The sequence below is a fragment of the uncultured Henriciella sp. genome (assembly GCF_964005855.1).
In the GTDB taxonomy this organism is placed as follows: Bacteria; Pseudomonadota; Alphaproteobacteria; order Caulobacterales; family Hyphomonadaceae; genus Henriciella.
Genome location: NZ_CAXFSW010000020.1, coordinates 19,536 through 37,463 on the forward strand (window position 1 = coordinate 19,536; position 17,928 = coordinate 37,463).

Here is a 17,928-nt window from a genome sequence, read left to right on the forward strand (position 1 = left end):
GCCAGCCTCATCGGGCTGGCTTTTTTCTGTCATAGCGATGCTAACGTGAAAAAGCCGTGTCTCTAGCGGCTGGGCCGGCTGTTCGAGGCGGCTGCCAGGGTCGGCTCGGTCTGCTGGGCCGCGAGCGCTGCGGCTTCATCGATACTGGCGGAGTAGACCGGGATCGCCGTTTCGGCGAGGTTTCCGACCGCACGGTCATCGACACGCCACTCAAAGGCCGTGCCGTCCTTGACCGTGATCGTCCACCCTGCCCCGACACGCGGATAGTAAACCTCACCGCGCGCCATTGTCCGGCTGCGGAAGATCGTGCCGTCCGGGCCGCGAACCTCTACCCATGCGGGACGCAGAGATACGAGGGAAAGATTGAGATCGTCCGACTGGGCCGCATCCAGCGGCGAGCGGGCAAAGAGGCTTTCCTGAGCCGTGTTCACGGCCACAACCCGCTCCGCCACAGAGGGGGTGGAACGGCTCGATGCAAATTCACCCGGCCGGATGAGGAAAGCGATGGCCGCGCCAAGCACGACCACGCAGGCCATGACGGCAGCTGGCAGGGCATAGCGGCTGGCGACACCGCGGGACGTCTCCGACACCGAAGAGCGCGGCACGGCCGTGGCCAGGCGCGGTTGTTCATCGGTGGGAAAATCCGCCAGGACCGCATCCGCCGGGACGCCGAGATATTTGGCGTAGCTCTTTGCGGCGATACGTGTGCGGCTCATATCGTAGCCGGGCGGCTGATTGGTACGCTCCAGACATTCGATGACGCGATGGTTCAGCATGAGCGCGCTGGAGACGGCGTCGATACTGAGTTCCTGACGCTCCCGGGCGGCCCTGAGAATACCGCCGGCGGTAAAATTGTCGATCAGACTGTCAGTGTAGGGGCTGTCGGCACTTTCGTCCGCGATGATCGTTTCATCCGGTCCGGTGTATCCGCTCTCGTCCGACTGGCCAGAAACCCAGTCGCTTCCGGAAGATTCACTTTGTAATTTACGCTCGTCGTCCTTCATGACGCGATGTTCCAATCGGTGACCGGCAGATAGATTGTGGGAGCTGCATACCCCATGCCATGCAGCATCTTCGGTATACGTTGCCTATCAGCTGTCTTTCAAGGCAATTTTTTGTAACGCCGCAATGGATAACACTTCGTTACGAAAGTCTGGGCTCCGGCCGGATAAGGCTGCACGGAATTCCGGCACAAAGGCAGAAAGATCGACAGAGCGCAGCATGCGTTTGACAGGCCCTATTCCGGCAGCCGGCATGGACAGTGACCGGTAGCCAAGCGCGATCAGGCACAGCGCCTCGAGCGGGTGAGAGGCAATTTCTCCGCATACGGAGACCGGCAGGTCGTATTTGCGGCATTCGGACTGGATCATGTCGAGAAAGCGCATGGCCGGGCGGCTGACGAAATCATACCGTTCGGAGACGGCAGGGACCATGCGGTCAGCGGCATGGAAAAACTGCATGAGGTCATTGGTGCCGACAGAGATGAAATCGGCCTCATCGGCGAGTTCAGCCAGCGCAAAAGCAAGCGCGGGGGCTTCCAGCATGGCGCCGGTGCGTATCTCGCACGGGGCCGTAAAGCCATGCGCGACGCTCCATTCGACCTCTTTCATGAGAAGCGCCTTGGCCTCAAGGAACTCCTCGGCCTTGGTGACCATGGGGAACATCACACTGAGCGGGCCGCCCTCGCAGGCCCGCACCAAGGCGCGCAGCTGGCGGCGGAAAAGACCGGGACGGTCAAGCGCGAAGCGGATCGACCGCCAGCCAAGCGCCGGGTTTTCCTCATCGCCGCGATTGGCGTTCGGCAGGATCTTGTCTCCGCCGAGGTCCAGCGTGCGAAAATGCACAGGCCGATTGCCCGCATAGTCCAGGATCTGGCGGTAGAGGCCGACCTGGGAGTCCATTTTGGGCAGCGTGTCGGAGACGAGAAACTGAAATTCTGTACGAAAGAGGCCAATGCCATCGGCGCCGGTCTTATCCATCGTCTCAAGATCAAGCGCGAGCCCGGCATTCAGCATCAGGGAGATTTCCTCGCCATCGCGGGTGCGCGAAGGCTGGTCGCGCAGCGCCTGAAAGGCCGCCTGGCGTTCGGTGCGCATCAGGCTACGGGTAGCATAGGCGTCGAGCAGATCCTGATCGGGACGCACATGGAGCGTGCCCTCCTCGGCATCGACGATCACCTGATCGCCGGGAGACACGGCGCCGCTGGCCCCGGTGACCCCGCCAAGCGTCGGAATACCGAGCGTGCGGGCGACGATGGCAGCGTGGCTGGAGGGCGCAACCTCTTCCAGGATGATCGCGGCGAGGCCGGAATTCCTGTATTCGAGGAGCTCAGCCGGTCCGAGCCGGCGCGCGATCAGGACTTCGCCGCCCTCACCACCACCATCGGCGGTGCCTGCCGCATCGCCGCCGGACAGAACGCGCAGGAGACGGTTATCCAGGTCCTCAAGATCGTGCATGCGCTCGCGCAGATAGGGATCCGCAGCGTTGTCCAGCTTGTTACGGTGTTCGCGCCGGGACCGGTCCACCGCCGCCTCTGCAGAGAGGCCAGACCGCACGGTTTCTTCAAGCCTTGCGGCCCAGACCGGATCGCTGGCGAGCATCTTGTAGGCTTCGAGCACTTCGCGGGGTTCGCCGAAAATGGCGCTGACATCGCTGGTCAGCATACGGTCTATGGACGTCTGAAGCTGGCGCAGCGCCCGGCGCAGCCGCAGGGCTTCGGCATCCGGGTCTTCGGTAAAATACCGGGCCGGCGAGACGATGGGGTCGTGCAGACGGGCGGGGCCCAGACCGAGCCCCTCACCCAGAATGCGCCCGCGCAGGGTGACCGAGCGGCTTTCGCGCGGGTCCGGCGCGCTGGGCTGAGTCGGGGCGTCGGCGGCGACGACCTCAGCCAGCACCATGGCAATGGTCTGGAGGCTGTCGACTTCGTCTTCTTCATATAGGCGTTCTGTCCGGTTCTGGACGGTCAGGACACCGATGACACGGCCCCCGCGCAGGATCGGCACGCCGAGAAAGGCGTGATAGGGGTCCTCGCCGGTTTCCGGCCGGTAGGAAAAGGCCGGATGACGTGGAGCATCCTGTATCGAGAGTGGCTCGCCTGATAGCGCAATCTGGCCGACCAGGCCTTCATCAAGAGCCATCCGTGTCTGGTGGACCGCCGACAGCGCCAGACCTTCGGTGGCAACCAGTTCAAGCTCGTCCGTTTCGGTGCGCTTGTAGATCGAGCAGACGTCGGCGATCATCGTGCCGGCAATCAGCGTCACGACTTTCTGAAGCCGTGTATCGGCTTCCATATCGCCCGCCATCACATCGCGGAGGCGATTGATGAGAAGACGAGGGACCGAAAAAATCTGAGGCATGGCTGAGCCGCACTTGGCGGGCCTGTCTACGCAGCGTCAAGTCCGAAAGCGGTATGAAGGGCGCGAACGGCAAGCTCTGTATAGGCTGCGTCGATCAGGACCGAAATCTTGATCTCCGAGGTCGATATGACATCGATATTGATGCCCTTCTTGTAGAGGGCGTCGAACATGGTGCCGGCAACACCGGTATGGCTCTTCATGCCGACGCCGATCACGGAAACCTTGGCGACATCACGGGTCACAGACAGGCTTTCGAAGCCGATCTCGCCCTTGCGGTCCAGAAGGAGCTTTTCAGCCTTTTCGCTGTCTGCGCTGGTGCAGGTGAACACCATATTGGCGCGCTCCGGCCCACGCGCATTGGCCTGGACGATCATGTCGACATTGACCCCGGCATCGGCCAGCAGGGAGAAGAGGCGCGCAGAGACGCCCGGCTTGTCCTCAACCCCGTAGAGGGTGACCTTGGCTTCGTCGCGCGAATACGTCACGCCGTTGACGACCTGTTTTTCCACGATTTCATCCTCACTGCAGACATAGGTGCCCGGATTGTCCTCGCCGGGAGCGGCGAAGCTGGACAGGACGCGCACGCGCACCTGGTGGTTCATGGCAAGCTCGACAGAACGGGTCTGGAGCACCTTGGCGCCAAGAGACGCCATTTCCAGCATCTCTTCATAGGAAATCTTGTCGAGCCGGCGCGCCTGGGGAACGATGCGCGGGTCCGTGGTGTAGACCCCGTCGACATCGGTATAGATGTCGCAGCTATCTGCCCCCAGCGCCGCGGCCACCGCGACCGCGCTTGTGTCCGATCCGCCCCGGCCGAGCGTAGAGACGCGCCCCTCATCGGTGACGCCCTGAAAGCCCGCAATCACGGCGACCTCGCCGCCATCGACCGCGTCCAGAAGGCCGGAATTTTCAAACCCCATGATGCGGGCGCTGCCATGGGCGGGGCTGGTCTTCATGGCAAGCTGCCAGCCAAGCCAGCTGCGCGCTTTAAGCCCGCGCTTGCGAAGCGCGAGCGCCAGAAGGCCGCTGGTGACCTGCTCACCGGAGGAGACGACGACATCATACTCATCGTCGAAATCAGACCCCGTCAGCGTATCGCCCGCGGCGCCGCGTGCATAGCCCACAAGCTTGTTGGTCTCACCTGCCATGGCAGAGACGATGACAGCCAGCTTCTCGCCCTGCCCTGCCCGCCAGGAGACGAGATCGGCAACGTGTGCGATCCGTTCGAGATCGGCGACCGACGTGCCTCCGAATTTCAGAACTGTGCGCTGCATTGCCTCGCCGCCAAGCCTTCCCATCTAAGAGATCCAGGAGTTGATGACATCGAAGATGCCACGCGCGCCTCTTTAGTCATGTCACAGGGATAGCGCAAACAGGTTTGCTAAATTGATGGATGAAATATCAGAAAGCCCCGCCACCGCCCCGCGCCGGCCGAGCATAGACAGCGATGAAGTGGCAAAATTTTCCGCCATGGCGGCGGAATGGTGGGACCCGAAAGGCAAATTCCGCCCCCTGCACCGCTTCAATCCGGTCAGGCTTGGCTTCATTCGCGAAACGGCGGTCGACCATTTCAGGCTGGACGACCAGGCCCGCAAGCCGCTTGCAGGGCTGCGCGTGCTGGACATCGGATGCGGTGGCGGGCTGGTGAGCGAACCGCTGGCGCGCATGGGTGCAACGGTGACCGGCGTCGATGCGAGCGAGGCAAACATCAAGACCGCGCTCACGCATGCGCGCGAGGCAGGGCTTGAGATCGACTACCGTGCCGGCACCGCGGAAGGCCTGCTGGAGGATGGGACCGAGCCGTTTGACATCGTCCTCAATCTGGAAGTCGTCGAGCATGTGGCAGATCCTGCGCAATTCATGAAGGATACGGCCGCGCTGCTGCGTCCCGGCGGGCTGATGATCGTCGCGACCCTGAACCGGACGCCAAAAGCGTTTGCGCTTGCGATTGTCGGCGCGGAATACGTTCTTCGCTGGCTGCCGCGCGGGACGCATGAATTTTCCAAATTCCTGCCCCCGGCTGAAATCACAGCGCCGCTTCAGGTGGCGGGTCTTGAGACCGATCCGCCACAGGGCGTGTCCTATAATCCGCTTGCCGACAGCTGGCGCCTCTCCGGGGATACGCAGGTCAATTATATGATCGTCGCGCGCCGACCCGCCGCGCCGGGAGGCGGGTAATGACCTCCCCCGAAGAGGTTCTGGACTACTGGCTGGGTGACACACCGACCAACCCGGCGAGCCTTTCTGAAAAGAACAAGCTGTGGTTCATGAAGAGCATCGAGACCGATGCCGAGATCGCCGACCGGTTCGTGCCGGTCATGGGCGAGCTTGCCGCAGGGCTCGCGGCCGACTGGGCCGAGCGCGGAGCCAGGGGCCGGCTTGCGGCTATCATCGTGCTGGACCAGTTCAGCCGGAACGTCTTTCGCGGTCATCGCTACAGCTTCATGCACGATCCGCTCAGCCGGTTTCTGATGCAGACGGGTCTCGAGCGCGGCGAGGACAAGGAGCTCAGTGAGCCCGAGCGGGTCTTTTTCTATCTGCCGGCAGAACATTCAGAAACGATGGCGAACCAGAATCTGTCCGTGAAACTTTTCGAAGCACTCACCGAAGAGGCGCGCGAGGGCTATCGCGAATTCTGTAGCACAACGCTCGACTATGCCTATCGCCACCGCGAGGTCATTGAAAAATTCGGGCGCTTTCCGCACCGGAATGAGGTGTTGGGCCGGACCTCCACGCCCGAGGAGAAAGACTATCTCGCCCAGCCCGGCGCGGGCTTCTAGAGAGCCGCGTCCTTCCTTTTTTCTGTGGTCATCAGTTGCAGCCATGCGCGAGCAATGGTTGCAATTGTCGCAAGGTGGTCCAAGTAGCCGTGCTGGACCAAAGACGAGACCTTCCGATGCAAGCCGAGACCGGCCAGACGCTGAAGCCCGCGATCCGCCCGGAGCTGCCCATGCCGCTCTGGGAATTTGTCGGCATGATCGCCGCCATGATGGCGCTGAATGCACTTGCCATCGATACGATGCTGCCGGCCCTGCACAATATTGCCCAGTCCTATGCCCTGGAAGAAGCCAATGACCAGCAGCTGGTGATCTTTGCCTATGTGCTGGGCTTCGGGGCGCCGCAGCTGGTCTTCGGTCCGATTTCGGACAGCGTAGGCCGCAAGAAGATCGTGCTGGGGTGTATCGCCTTCTACACGCTCACCGGCTTTGCCTGCATGGCGGCGACGAGCTTCTCCATGCTGCTTGTTATCCGCTTCCTGCAGGGGATCGCCGCATCGGGCATCCGCGTGATTGCCGTCTCCGTGGTGCGCGACCTCATGGGCGGACGGGCCATGGCGCGGCTCATGTCACTTGTCATGACCGTCTTCATGGTCGTGCCGATCCTTGCCCCGTCGCTTGGGCAGGGCGTCATGCTGTTTGCCCCCTGGCAGTGGACGTTCGGCGTGCTCGGCCTGGCCGGCATCCTGATGATGGTCTGGATCACAATCCGCCTGCCCGAGACCCTGCCCGCAGAAGACAGGCCGCCCCTGAATTTCGGCGGCTCGCTGCGGGCCTACAGGCAGGTCGTCACGACACGCGTGACACTGGGCTATATGTGCGCGAGCGGCGTGATCTTTGGCGCGCTCTTTTCCTATGTTGCGTCTTCTGAACAGGTCTTCCGCGACGTGTTCGACAAGGCAGACACTTTTGTCCTGTGGTTCGCCGGGATCGCGGGCGCCCTCTCGGTCGCCAATTTCATGAATTCGCGTATTGTCGAGCGGATCGGCATGCGCCGGGTCAGCCATACGGTGCTGCTCGGCTTCATCATACTCGCCGTCGCCAATACTGCGGCGATGAGGGTCTTTGGAGAACGGCTGATCATCTTCTATCCGCTGTTTGCCCTGACCTTTGCCTGTTTCGGTCTCATCGGGGCGAATTTTTCCGCCCTTGCCCTGGAGCCTCTGGGCAAGATCGCGGGGACGGGCAGCGCGGCCTATGGCTTCATGACCACCACGGTGGCAAGCTTCTTTGGCTGGCTGGTGGCCAGCCGTTTCAATGGCTCGGTTGTCCCCATCCTCGAAGGCTATATCGGCCTTGGCCTTGGCTGCCTCGCCATTGTCCTCTTCACCGAAAAGGGCCGCCTCTTCGGCAGCCGCGACGACCCGGACTTCGAGGCCTAGGCCCTAAGCTGCCCTGCACAAGCGGGACGGATTTTGCCAGAACCGCCCCGTCAGAGTCCGTCAGACACGCCATAGTTGTACAACTGAGGCCGGCAGCGGGTAATCTGGCAAAAATTTGAACTCATCGCGCCCTCGTCTATTATTGAGGTATGCAAGAGAAAGTTCGCATTAGCTTTATAGCTGGCGCGACGATCCTGGCAGGGCTAAGCACCACGAGATGCAATTCCGCGCCAGAGACGACCAATGTCGTTGAGGACGGGTCTGTCGAAACCATCCAGCAGGATGGAAATCTGATCGTCCTGACGCTCGAAGGACCGACCACGTTCAGCGCAACGACGGAGGGCGCAATCGGCTATGAGGCTGATCTTGTCCAAGCCTTCGCCGACGACCTTGGCGTGACGCCCCGTTTCATCCAGATGGACAGTATCGATGAGATACTGGACGCCATGGAGGACGGCCGGGCACATCTGGCTGCTGCCAATCTCACCATTACCGATACGCGCCAGGCGCGGCTCGCTTTCGGGCCCGCCTATCGCAATGTAACAGAAAGCGTTGTCTGCCATCAGGATGGTCCCGCACCGCAGGACCTGGAAGCACTGACCGAGGTCAATCTGACCGTTGTGGAGGGCTCTTCCTATGCTGAGACCCTGTCGGCCCATGCTGAGGACTATCCGGCACTGACCTTTGATACGCAGATCGCAGGGTCTGCCCTCCCCATGCTCCGTGATGTCGCGGAAAAGCGCCTCGACTGCACGGTGGCGGATTCGCATCTCGCCGAATATGCCCGCCGGCTCTATCCCGATCTTGTCATTCCGATGTCGCTCACAGAGCCGCGGCCTCTTGGCTGGGTCTATAATCCGGAGATTGCCGGCATGGATCAGGCGCTGGCCGGCTGGTTCATGGAAGCGCACGCCAATGGCTATCTGGAGGAGCTGGACGAACACTGGTTCGGACACCTCGATGACTTCGACTATGTCGAGGTTCTGCGCTTTGTCGAACGCGTGGAAGACCGATTACCCCGTTACAGAACGTATTTCGAAGCGGCCGCTGAAGAAAAACCCTTTGACTGGATCCTGCTGGCCGCACAATCCTATCAGGAAAGCCACTGGGATCCCCAGGCCGTCAGCCCGACCGGCGTGCGCGGTATCATGATGCTGACGCGCGTCACGGCCCGGGAAGTTGGTATCGAGAACCGTCTCGACCCGGCACAGAGTGTAGATGGCGGCGCGCGCTATCTGGAACGGCTTTATGATCGCCTGCCCGACGCCATTGAAGGCGAAGACCGCCTCTGGTTTGCCCTCGCCGCCTATAATGTCGGGATGGGCCATATCTATGACGCGCGGACGCTGGCGCGCCGCCAGGGTCTCAATCCAAATGAATGGGACAATATCGAACGGATGCTGCCGCTCCTGACCCGACCGAAATACTATAATTCCGTCAATCACGGCTATGCGCGCGGCTATGAGCCTGTGCGCTATGTCGAGCGCATCCGCGACTATTACAACATGCTCCGGGCCAATATCCCGGTCTGAGCAAGAGCTGCCGAAAGGCGGGGCGAAGGGGCCCGTCTCGTCAGAAATGGCGAGGCGGGCATTTTATTGGCAGCGACAGGCGGGCCGGCCCGCGATTGCTATGACCCGGACTTGTTGTCCTCAACCGCGTCTGCATTGATGCCCATCACGCTCATCCGCTCTCTCCAGCGCTTGCGGGCGAGTTTCTGCATGTCCTCAACGACGTCCTGCTCGTCGGTAATTTCGAGGCCGAGCAAGGTCTCCACAATGTCTTCAAGTGTGACCAGCCCCTGCACCGTACCGTATTCGTCAACGATCAGCGCAATATGGCTCTTGTCCTCCATCAACATGCCGAACGTCACCGAAGCGGTGCGAAAGTCCGGAATGGTGAGGATATCGCGCTTCAGCTCGCCCAGCGTGGCGCTGAAATCATCCCGCGCCTGGGCAAGTAGCAGGTCATTCTTGAGGACGTAGCCGGAAATCGAATCCGGATTGTCATCATAGACCAGGATCCGCGAGAAGGGTTTTTCCGAATGCTCCTGGAAGAACTCGTTCACGCTCATCCCCTCACTGACCGAAAAAATGACGGGGCGCGGGGTCATGATATCGCGGACCGTGAGCCGGTTGAGCTTCATCACATTGCTGAGAATGCGGTGCTCGCGCGCATTGATTGCACCCTCTTCGGCGCCGATCTGCGCCATGGCCTGCATCTCATCGCGGGTGAAGGTCGGCTGGCCGTCTGCGCCGCGTGAGACAAAGCGGGTCAATTGTTCGAAAATGATGACGGCAGGCGTGAGCAGTATAGTCAGCCACCAGATCATCATGCCGAAAGGGGGCGCCAGTTTCTGCCAATAGGCCGCGCCAAGCGATTTGGGGATGATCTCCGAGAAGATCAGGATGAGAAGTGTGAGGACGGCCGAGGTCGCGCCGAGATAGGCATTGCCGAACACGATCGCAGACTGGGCGCCGACACCTGCGGCGCCGACCGTGTGGGCGATGGTGTTGGCTGTGAGGATGGCCGCCAGGGGCCGATCAATCCGCGCCCGCAACTTCGCCAGAACCTTGGCCCCGGGCCGCTTTTTCTCTTGCAGCGTCGCGATATAGGACGGCCTGACAGAGAGGAGAACGGCTTCGGCAATCGAGCAGAAGAAGGAGACGCCAATGGCGAGCGCGAGATAGACGAGAAGCAGGGTCATAAATTATATCGGCGGCCTGACACCGATCTCCATTACTGGTCCTTCAATCTAGGGGCTGATGGGGCCGGGGCAACCAGCGCGGCGCGGAAGCCGGAACAATAAGCAACTTTATCGTTGCGAAAAGAGGTGGGGTCTTTTACAAAAGACGCAACCAAACGGTTACATTCGGCCTGAGCCCATGTTGAAAACAGACCCCGTTCCACTTTTCGCCGCGCTGGGAGACAGGACGCGCCTGCTGATGGTGACCACGCTGGCCGATGGCCGCGCCCACTCGATATCCGATCTGGCGAGCGACTTTGCCATGAGCCGGCAGGCCGTGACAAAGCATCTGAAAGTGCTTAAAGAGGCCGGGCTGGTATCCAATCAACGTGTCGGACGCGAAAGCCGGTTCAGGCTTGTCCCCGAAGGCCTCGATGCGGCGCGGGACTATCTGCAGCGCGTATCAGCATACTGGGCACAGGCCATCGAGCGTCTTCAGGACTATCCTGAGGCGTAAACCGGCGCTGGTCAGCGAGGCTAGACCTTCTCCAGCCACGCGTCCTCTACCGTATCGACCACATCGTCCATGATTTCCGTGATGCGGAAGTCCTTCGGCGTATAGACGCGGCGCACGCCCATCTGCTTCAGCGCGCGGGCATCCTCTGGCGGGATGATTCCGCCAACGATGAGCGGCACATTTTCAAGGCCCGCCTTGCGAAGCTCCCCAATCGTCTCGCGGACAAGATCGAGGTGACTGCCGGACAGGATTGAGAGGCCGACGACGTGGGCGCCAGCCTCCTTTGCCTGCGCGGCGATCTCTGCCGGGGTGAAGCGGATGCCTTCATAGACAGCGTTCATGCCGCAGGCGCGGGCACGGCTGGCAATCTGCTCAGCGCCATTCGAATGGCCATCCAGGCCCGGCTTACCGAGGACGTAGGTCAGCTGCCGGCCAAGCGATTCAGAGACTTTCTCGACGCGTGCACGGGTCTTCTCGATCTGTTCGTCGCCGCGCGTTTCGATGGTGAGCGCAACGCCGGTGGGTCCGCGATATTCGCCGAAGACATCACGGAGGGCCGTACCCCACTCGCCTGTCGTCACACCTGCCTTGGCCGCCGCAATGGAGGGCTCCATGATGTTCTCACCGGAGCGGGCGGCCGCTTTAAGGGCATCGATGGCGGCGGTGGCCGCCTCATTGTCGCGCGCCTGGCGCCACTCTTTCAGCGCTTTGACCTGGCCTGCCTCAACCATGGGATCGACCGTCTCAATCATCTTCTCGCCAGCGCTGAGCGGGCTTTCGGCGGTCTCCTCATAGCGGTTGACGCCCACAACGGTCTGGGCGCCGCTTTCGATGGCGAGGATGCGCTCGACATGCGCGCCCACAAGGCTGGTCTTCATATAGCCGACATTGTCGACCGCGCCGCCGGTCTCATCGAGGCGCGCAAGCTCTTCGCGCGCGCCGCGCTTGAGTTCGTCGGTCTTGGCATCGACGACATGGCTGCCATCGAACAGGTCCTCGAACTCCAGAAGGTCGGTCTCATAGGCGAGGATCTGTTGCAGGCGCAGCGACCATTGCTGGTCCCATTCACGCGGCAGGCCCATTGCCTCGTTCCAGGCGGGAAGCTGGAGCGCACGGCAGCGGGCGCGCTTCGACAGGGTGACGGCGAGCGCTTCAAGCAGGATGCGATAGACATTGTTTTCCGGCTGCTGCTCTGTCAGGCCGAGCGAGTTGACCTGGACGCCATAGCGAAAGCGCAACGCTTTCTCGTCGGTGACGCCATAGCGTTCCCGGCCAATTTCTTCCCAGAGATCGGTGAACGCGCGCATCTTGCAGAGCTCTGTCACGAAGCGAACGCCGGCATTCACGAAGAAGGAAATGCGGCCAAAAACGGTCGGGAAGTCTTCTTCGGGCACCTGGCCTCCCGCCTTTACCTTGTCCAGCACCGCGCAAGCGGTTGCGAGGGCATAGGCCAGCTCCTGCTCCGGTGTCGCGCCCGCCTCCTGCAGGTGGTAGGAGCAGACATTCATCGGGTTCCACTTGGGCACTTCGGTATAGCACCAGCTCACCATGTCGGCGATGAGGCGCATGGAGGGCTCTGGCGGAAAGACATAGGTGCCGCGCGAGAGATATTCCTTGATGATGTCGTTCTGGACCGTGCCACGCAGCTTCTTGCGGTCATCGCCGCGCTCATCGGCCAGCGCGACATAGAGCGCAAGCAGCCAGGCCGCCGGCGCATTGATCGTCATGGAGGTGTTCATTTCCTCCAGCGGCAGCTCTTCAAACAGGGTGCGCATGTCGCCGAGGTGGGAGACCGGGACGCCGACCTTTCCGACCTCGCCCTTTGAAAGGACATGGTCGCTGTCATAAGCGGTCTGTGTGGGCAGATCGAAAGCGATGGACAGGCCCGTCTGGCCACGCGCCAGATTGGAGCGGTAAAGCGCGTTCGATTTTGCCGCCGTAGAATGGCCGGCATATGTCCTGAAAATCCAGGGCCGGTCTGCGTCGTGCTGATAGTCTCCACGATCCATTTTTACGTTCCTCCGGTATTGCGCCGCAACATGTACTGAACGTAGCGTCAGGGCAAGTTATACCAGTCGGGGGATTGCAGGCACACTCTGGCAAAACAATCTTGCGCAGATGCAACGCCTTGCGAACGGGTCCTGCGTGGAACGCAAACGGGCGCGGCAGTCGTCAAAAGGGAGTGATTTCAATGACCGGCCTTATCAGACTGAGCCTGATGCTGCGCCTTGCAGCCATCCTCGCCTTTCCGGCCGCGATCCTCACGGCGGTGGCGCTGGAGCGCAGCCCGGCCATGGTGATCTTGATCGCGGCTGTGATGACGGCGGTGCGGCCCGTGGTCCTTCGCGCAGTGAAGTCGCAGCCACCCGCATGGCCGACTTTTCAGCGCCTGTCAGCGAAATTCCTGGGGCAGACCCTGCTGGGCGGTGTCCTGTTCGTGGCGTTTGCCGGGATTGGCGCCCTCTTCACCGAAATCGATCTCGACAACCGCCTGACCTCGACCGATGCGGCCATCCTCGGTTTCTGGGCAGCCTTCGCGGCGATCTGTCTGGCGATACCGGTCAAGCTGCTGGACGGGGTGATCGACACGTCCAGCCACAGCGTGCGTCTCGGCCCCTTCGGCATTAATCCTGACGGCACTGACCCGGGCGATGGCGGCGGCGAGATTATCGAAGGCGAGGTGATCGGACGCGGGCGCAAGGACGGGCAAAATGGCCCGCGCAGATAGCTGACAGACACGTCCTCACGCTCATGATACATGCGGGCTTTCTGCTGGAATGGACCCGATACGATGGCTGAAATTCTGGGACTGGTCGCCGCCTGCCTGACGACGGCTTCCTTCGTGCCGCAAGCAATCCTTGTTCTGCGAACGCGCAACACTGAGGGGCTGTCGCTTTACATGTATATCCTGTTCACGACAGGCATCATGTTCTGGCTCGTCTATGGCATCCTGATCCAAAGCCTGCCCATCATCCTCGCCAATCTGGTCACGGTTGTGCTCGCGTCCATGATCCTCTCGATGAAACTCGCCAATACGATCAGTGCGCGCCGCGCAAAACCTATTGTGGACTGACCCAGGGCGCCCGCGTCTCAAGGTCGGCGCCGATGGCGCGGTAATAGAGGCGCTGGACGCGCCGGGTGACGGGGCCGGGCCGCCCTGATGCGACGGGGGCGCCGTCCAGGGTCACTACCGGCAGGACCAGCCCCGTTGCCGAGGTGGTGAAGACTTCACCGGCGCCGCGAAGCTCTTCCAGGCTGATGGCGCGTTCTTCCACCGCGAGACCGTCTTCGCCCAGCCTGTGGATCACACTCTGACGCGTAATGCCCGGCAGGATCTGCCGCCCGAGATTGCGGGTGACAAGACGGTCTCCATCGAGCACGACCCAGAGATTGGCCGAGGCGGCTTCGGTGACCGTACCGTCCTCATGCAGGATGGCCCCGAAAGCGCCCGCCCGGTCGGCCTCACGATAGGCAAGCGCCTGCGAGAGGAGCTGGGTTGTCTTGAAATCACGGCGCTTCCAGCGTTGATCCTCGACCAGGACAGAGGCAATGCCGTCCCTCGCCCTCTCGCCGATGAGGTTGCGCGGCTCGCAGAAGAGAAAGAGACCGGGCTGCAGCGTCGCCGGACCCGCAAAATCGCGGCCGCCATAGGCGCCGGCGCTGACCTGCAGATAGACGAATCCCTCCTCAACCCCATTCCTGGCGAGAAGGTCGAGATGGAGCTGCTCAAGACCTGCTTCGTCCAGAGGGGCCGGAATGTCGATACCTTCCAGCGTGCGGAAAAGGCGGGCGGCATGCGCGCCAAAGTCGACCAGCTTGCCCGCGAAAACGGCCGTTACTTCATAGGCGGCATGGGCAAACAGGAAGCCCCTGTCGAAAGGCGACAGGGCGGCCTCTTCCTTCTTCACGAAGGCGCCGTTCAGGTAAACAATATCGGCTGGCTGCATGGTCTGAAAACTCGTCCTTCGGGTTCGCTGATGCTGCGCTGCAACAATTTTTCCCTTGCCTTGGGGGCAATGTTTTGGTCAGTGTCCCGCCATAGAGGAAATTTGTGAAGCACAAGAAAAATATTGCTCACAAGAGGTCTATCGGAGGAATTGTAGAATGAGTGTTGCGACAAAGGCGCGCGAGCAGAAAGATATTTACGAGCTCGGCGAGATCCCGCCCGAGTTCCACGTTCCCAAATTCATGCATGCCTGGGCGATCCGGCGAGAGCGTCACGGGCGCCCCGCGACGGCCATGCAACTGGAACAGGTGCCCGTGCCGGAAATCGATTCCGACGAGGTGCTGGTGCTCGTCATGGCCGCGGGCGTCAATTATAATGGCATCTGGGCCGGCCTCGGTGAGCCCATTTCCCCCTTCGACATTCACAAGGCCGATTTCCATATCGCAGGCTCTGACGCCGCCGGCATTGTCTGGGCCGTCGGCCGCAAGGTCACCCGCGTGAAGCCCGGCGACGAGGTTGTCATCCACTGTAACCAGGATGATGGCGACGATGAGGAGTGTAATGGCGGCGACCCGATGAACTCGCCCAGCCAGCGCATCTGGGGCTATGAGACGCCAGACGGTTCCTTCGCGCAGTTCTGCCGCGTTCAGGCCCGTCAGTGCATGCCGCGCCCGAAACACCTCACCTGGGAAGAGAGCGCCTGCTATACGCTGACGCTGGCGACCGCCTACCGCATGCTGTTCGGCCACCGCCCGCATATCGTGAAGCCCGGCAACAACGTCCTGGTCTGGGGCGCGTCCGGCGGCCTCGGATCTTTCGGCGTGCAGCTTTGCGCGGTGACCGGCGCCCACGCCATCGGGGTCGTGTCCGACCCGGAAAAGTTCGACTTCGTTTATTCGATGGGCGCCAAGGGCGTGCTCAACCGCAAGGACTTCAACTGCTGGGGCCAGCTGCCCAAGGTCAACGGGCCGGAATTCAGCGACTATATGCGCGAGAACCGCAAATTCGGTAAGGCCATCTGGGAAATCACCGGCAAGAAGGATGTCGACATCGTGTTCGAACATCCGGGCGAAAGCACCTTTCCGGTGTCGGTCTTCGTGGTGAAACGCGGTGGCATGGTGGTCATCTGCGCCGGGACGACCGGCTTCAACCTGACCATGGATGCCCGCTTCCTGTGGATGCGCCAGAAACGTGTCCAAGGCTCCCACTTTGCCAACCTGATGCAGGCGTCCGCTGCCAACCAGCTGGTCATCGACCGACGGATCGACCCGTGCATGTCGGAAGTCTTCCCATGGGCCGATATTCCAGCCGCGCATGAGAAGATGCTCGATAACAAGCACCTTCCGGGCAATATGGCGGTTCTGGTGACGTCTCCGAAGCCGGGCCTTCGCACGGTGGAGGATGTCCTGGCCGTCTCCGGTCAGGCCTGAGCCCGAATTAGGACTTCTCGACGCACCGGCCGGTCCAACACCCTGTAACTCTGTGCTCTCATCAGCAGAGAGTGGCACAGCCTCTTGCCCCTGCGGGCTGAGCGTATGAGAGTGCGCCGAAGCACGCCGCATGAGGGAGGGCCGGTATGATCAAGAAAATCCTGCTTGGAGTGGGGGCGCTCCTCCTGTTGCTGATCGCCGTTCTGGTGATCCGTACCCTGAACTATGGCGGCGCGCCGGACACGGTCCAGAAGGTCGAGCTGCCGGAGCCGCCTGCCATCTCCGCCGAAGAGGCCGCAGAGCACCTTTCCGAAGCGATCCGTTTCCGCACGATCACACTGTCCTCCGGCGACCCGCGCCCGGGACAGGAAGGCCCCTGGCTGGAACTGCAGTCCTGGCTGGAAGAGACCTATCCGGCCTTCCATGCAGCAGCGTCGAAAGAGACCGTTCCGGGCGGATATACGCTGCTCTATACGTGGGAAGGCTCTGATCCCTCGCTCGACCCCATCCTGCTGATGGCGCACCAGGACGTCGTGCCAGTGAATATCGGCACCGAGGATGACTGGACGGGCGCGCCTTTCGCCGGCGAGATCGTCGACGGCTATGTCTATGGACGCGGCGCGATGGACGACAAGGGCTCACTCGTGGCGATCATGGAAGGACTGGATGCGCTGGCCGAAGACGGTTTCGAACCGCGCCGCACGATCCTTGTCCAGCTGGGCCATGACGAAGAAGTTCTGGGCGCCGGTGCGGAAGCCGGCATCGCTCTGCTCAAGGAACGGGGCGTGACCCCCGTCATGGCGCTCGATGAAGGCTTCATGGTGGTTGAGGACAATCCCGTTACAGGCGGTACGCTAGGCCTGATCGGCGTTGCGGAAAAAGGTTATGTGACGGTGCAGATCACCGCGCTGGCCGACGGGGGGCATTCCTCGGCGCCGCCGCGCGAAAGCGCAACGGTACGCCTCTCGCGGGCCCTCGTCGCGCTGGATGAGAACCAGATGCCCGCAGACCTCTCATCCTCGCCCACGTCGGACATGATGCAGGTGGTCGCGGCCGATATGGGCTTTGTCCAGCGCATGGCGCTCGCCAATCAGTGGCTTCTGGGCGGTCTGGTCGAAAGCGGTTTTGCGGCCTCTCCGCAAGGCAATGCGATGATCCGCACCACGACCGCGCCGACGATGCTAGCCGGCTCCGCGAAGGAAAACGTGCTGGCCCAGCGCGCGACCGCGCTCGTCAATTTCCGCGTTCACCCGAACAATACAGTGCAGGATGTGCTGGACCATATCGGCGACGTCACGAGCGACATCGAGGGCATCGAATATGCGCCCGCCGAAGGCAGCATGGGCAGTGAAGCCTCACCGGTGAGCGCCGTGGATAACCGGGCATACGGGGTCCTGCACGCGGTTGCGAGCGAGGTTGGAAACGGCGCGCCGGTCACCCCGGCGCTGGTCATCGGGGCCACCGATGCACGCTATGCATCCGCCATTACCGATGACGTCTACCGCTTCGCGCCAAGCATTGTCGGCCCGGCCGATCTTGCAGGCTTCCACGGCACGAATGAGCGCCTCAGCGTCGCGAATATGGGCAATCTCTCGCGCAGCTATGCACAGATCGTGATGGCCATGGATGCGCCGGAGGATGGCGAGTAGTCTTCGGCGCGAATGGCCCCACCCCGATCCTCCGGCTTGCGGAGAAGGTTAAAGTGGGCGGGCAGCCATATCATTAGAGGCCGCTCAAGCGCGAAGCTCTTATCCCCGCAACACGCCGCCCGTCGCATTGGAAACATTGGCGACGACCGCCTCGGCGATCTTGTCGATTTCCTTGTCCTTTA

General features: G+C 61.7%; 15 protein-coding genes. 9 read left to right on the forward strand and 6 right to left on the reverse strand.

Annotated elements, in window-relative coordinates; genetic code table 11:
* Window positions 1-62: 62 nt before the first annotated feature.
* The 3 genes from ABNU55_RS14015 to ABNU55_RS14025 all read right to left on the reverse strand — a co-directional run bounded on the left by ABNU55_RS14015 (window position 63) and on the right by ABNU55_RS14025 (window position 4,633).
* A complete protein-coding gene (locus ABNU55_RS14015) occupies window positions 63-1,004 on the reverse strand; it encodes a helix-turn-helix domain-containing protein (RefSeq protein WP_348764490.1) in 942 nt (313 codons plus the stop codon).
* A gap of 87 nt (window positions 1,005-1,091) precedes the next feature.
* Window positions 1,092-3,359: a phosphoenolpyruvate--protein phosphotransferase gene (gene ptsP / locus ABNU55_RS14020; RefSeq protein WP_348764491.1), complete on the reverse strand. Its 2,268-nt coding sequence runs from the start codon at window positions 3,357-3,359 to the stop codon at window positions 1,092-1,094.
* A gap of 26 nt (window positions 3,360-3,385) precedes the next feature.
* On the reverse strand, window positions 3,386-4,633 hold the full coding sequence (locus ABNU55_RS14025) for an aspartate kinase (RefSeq protein ID WP_348764494.1): 1,248 nt from the start codon (window positions 4,631-4,633) through the stop codon (window positions 3,386-3,388).
* A gap of 115 nt (window positions 4,634-4,748) precedes the next feature.
* Between ABNU55_RS14025 and ubiG the strand changes: the two genes are divergently transcribed.
* The 4 genes from ubiG (at window position 4,749) to mltF (ending at window position 9,050) form a co-directional block, all read left to right on the forward strand.
* Window positions 4,749-5,537, forward strand: coding sequence for a bifunctional 2-polyprenyl-6-hydroxyphenol methylase/3-demethylubiquinol 3-O-methyltransferase UbiG (ubiG, locus tag ABNU55_RS14030; RefSeq protein WP_348764492.1), 789 nt, complete (start codon window positions 4,749-4,751; stop codon window positions 5,535-5,537).
* The gene (locus ABNU55_RS14035) at window positions 5,537-6,139 is read left to right on the forward strand and encodes a DUF924 family protein (RefSeq protein ID WP_290752916.1); all 603 of its coding nucleotides are present in this window, start codon (window positions 5,537-5,539) and stop codon (window positions 6,137-6,139) included. The genes ubiG and ABNU55_RS14035 overlap by 1 nt, the downstream gene beginning before the upstream one ends.
* A gap of 116 nt (window positions 6,140-6,255) precedes the next feature.
* A complete protein-coding gene (locus ABNU55_RS14040; protein ID WP_290752913.1) occupies window positions 6,256-7,518 on the forward strand; it encodes a multidrug effflux MFS transporter in 1,263 nt (420 codons plus the stop codon).
* Between the two features lie 149 nt (window positions 7,519-7,667).
* Window positions 7,668-9,050, forward strand: coding sequence for a membrane-bound lytic murein transglycosylase MltF (gene mltF, locus ABNU55_RS14045; protein WP_290759359.1), 1,383 nt, complete (start codon window positions 7,668-7,670; stop codon window positions 9,048-9,050).
* A gap of 98 nt (window positions 9,051-9,148) precedes the next feature.
* On the opposite strand, the gene ABNU55_RS14050 is transcribed toward mltF, so the two are convergent.
* The gene (locus tag ABNU55_RS14050; RefSeq protein ID WP_290752910.1) at window positions 9,149-10,225 is read right to left on the reverse strand and encodes a hemolysin family protein; all 1,077 of its coding nucleotides are present in this window, start codon (window positions 10,223-10,225) and stop codon (window positions 9,149-9,151) included.
* Between the two features lie 178 nt (window positions 10,226-10,403).
* Here ABNU55_RS14050 and ABNU55_RS14055 point away from each other — a divergent pair, with 178 nt between their 5' ends.
* Window positions 10,404-10,721: a metalloregulator ArsR/SmtB family transcription factor gene (locus ABNU55_RS14055; protein WP_290752908.1), complete on the forward strand. Its 318-nt coding sequence runs from the start codon at window positions 10,404-10,406 to the stop codon at window positions 10,719-10,721.
* A gap of 20 nt (window positions 10,722-10,741) precedes the next feature.
* On the opposite strand, the gene ABNU55_RS14060 is transcribed toward ABNU55_RS14055, so the two are convergent.
* A complete protein-coding gene (locus ABNU55_RS14060) occupies window positions 10,742-12,730 on the reverse strand; it encodes a protein meaA (protein WP_348764493.1) in 1,989 nt (662 codons plus the stop codon).
* 182 nt (window positions 12,731-12,912) lie between these two features.
* Between ABNU55_RS14060 and ABNU55_RS14065 the strand changes: the two genes are divergently transcribed.
* Together ABNU55_RS14065 and ABNU55_RS14070 are read left to right on the forward strand one after the other, a co-directional pair.
* Window positions 12,913-13,449: a hypothetical protein gene (locus tag ABNU55_RS14065; RefSeq protein ID WP_290759371.1), complete on the forward strand. Its 537-nt coding sequence runs from the start codon at window positions 12,913-12,915 to the stop codon at window positions 13,447-13,449.
* Window positions 13,450-13,512: 63 nt separating this feature from the next.
* Entirely contained in the window at window positions 13,513-13,794 is a 282-nt protein-coding gene (locus tag ABNU55_RS14070; RefSeq protein ID WP_290759373.1) for a SemiSWEET transporter, read from the forward strand.
* Here the strand turns inward: ABNU55_RS14070 and ABNU55_RS14075 are convergent.
* Complete coding sequence (locus ABNU55_RS14075; protein WP_290752896.1) at window positions 13,781-14,668, reverse strand: aminotransferase class IV; 888 nt, start codon at window positions 14,666-14,668, stop codon at window positions 13,781-13,783. The genes ABNU55_RS14070 and ABNU55_RS14075 overlap by 14 nt on opposite strands.
* A 157-nt stretch (window positions 14,669-14,825) precedes the next feature.
* Here ABNU55_RS14075 and ccrA point away from each other — a divergent pair, with 157 nt between their 5' ends.
* Together ccrA and ABNU55_RS14085 are read left to right on the forward strand one after the other, a co-directional pair.
* Window positions 14,826-16,097, forward strand: coding sequence for a crotonyl-CoA carboxylase/reductase (gene ccrA, locus ABNU55_RS14080; protein ID WP_290752894.1), 1,272 nt, complete (start codon window positions 14,826-14,828; stop codon window positions 16,095-16,097).
* A 146-nt stretch (window positions 16,098-16,243) separates the two neighbouring features.
* Window positions 16,244-17,746, forward strand: coding sequence for a M20 family peptidase (locus ABNU55_RS14085; protein WP_290752891.1), 1,503 nt, complete (start codon window positions 16,244-16,246; stop codon window positions 17,744-17,746).
* Window positions 17,747-17,928: the final 182 nt, after the last annotated feature.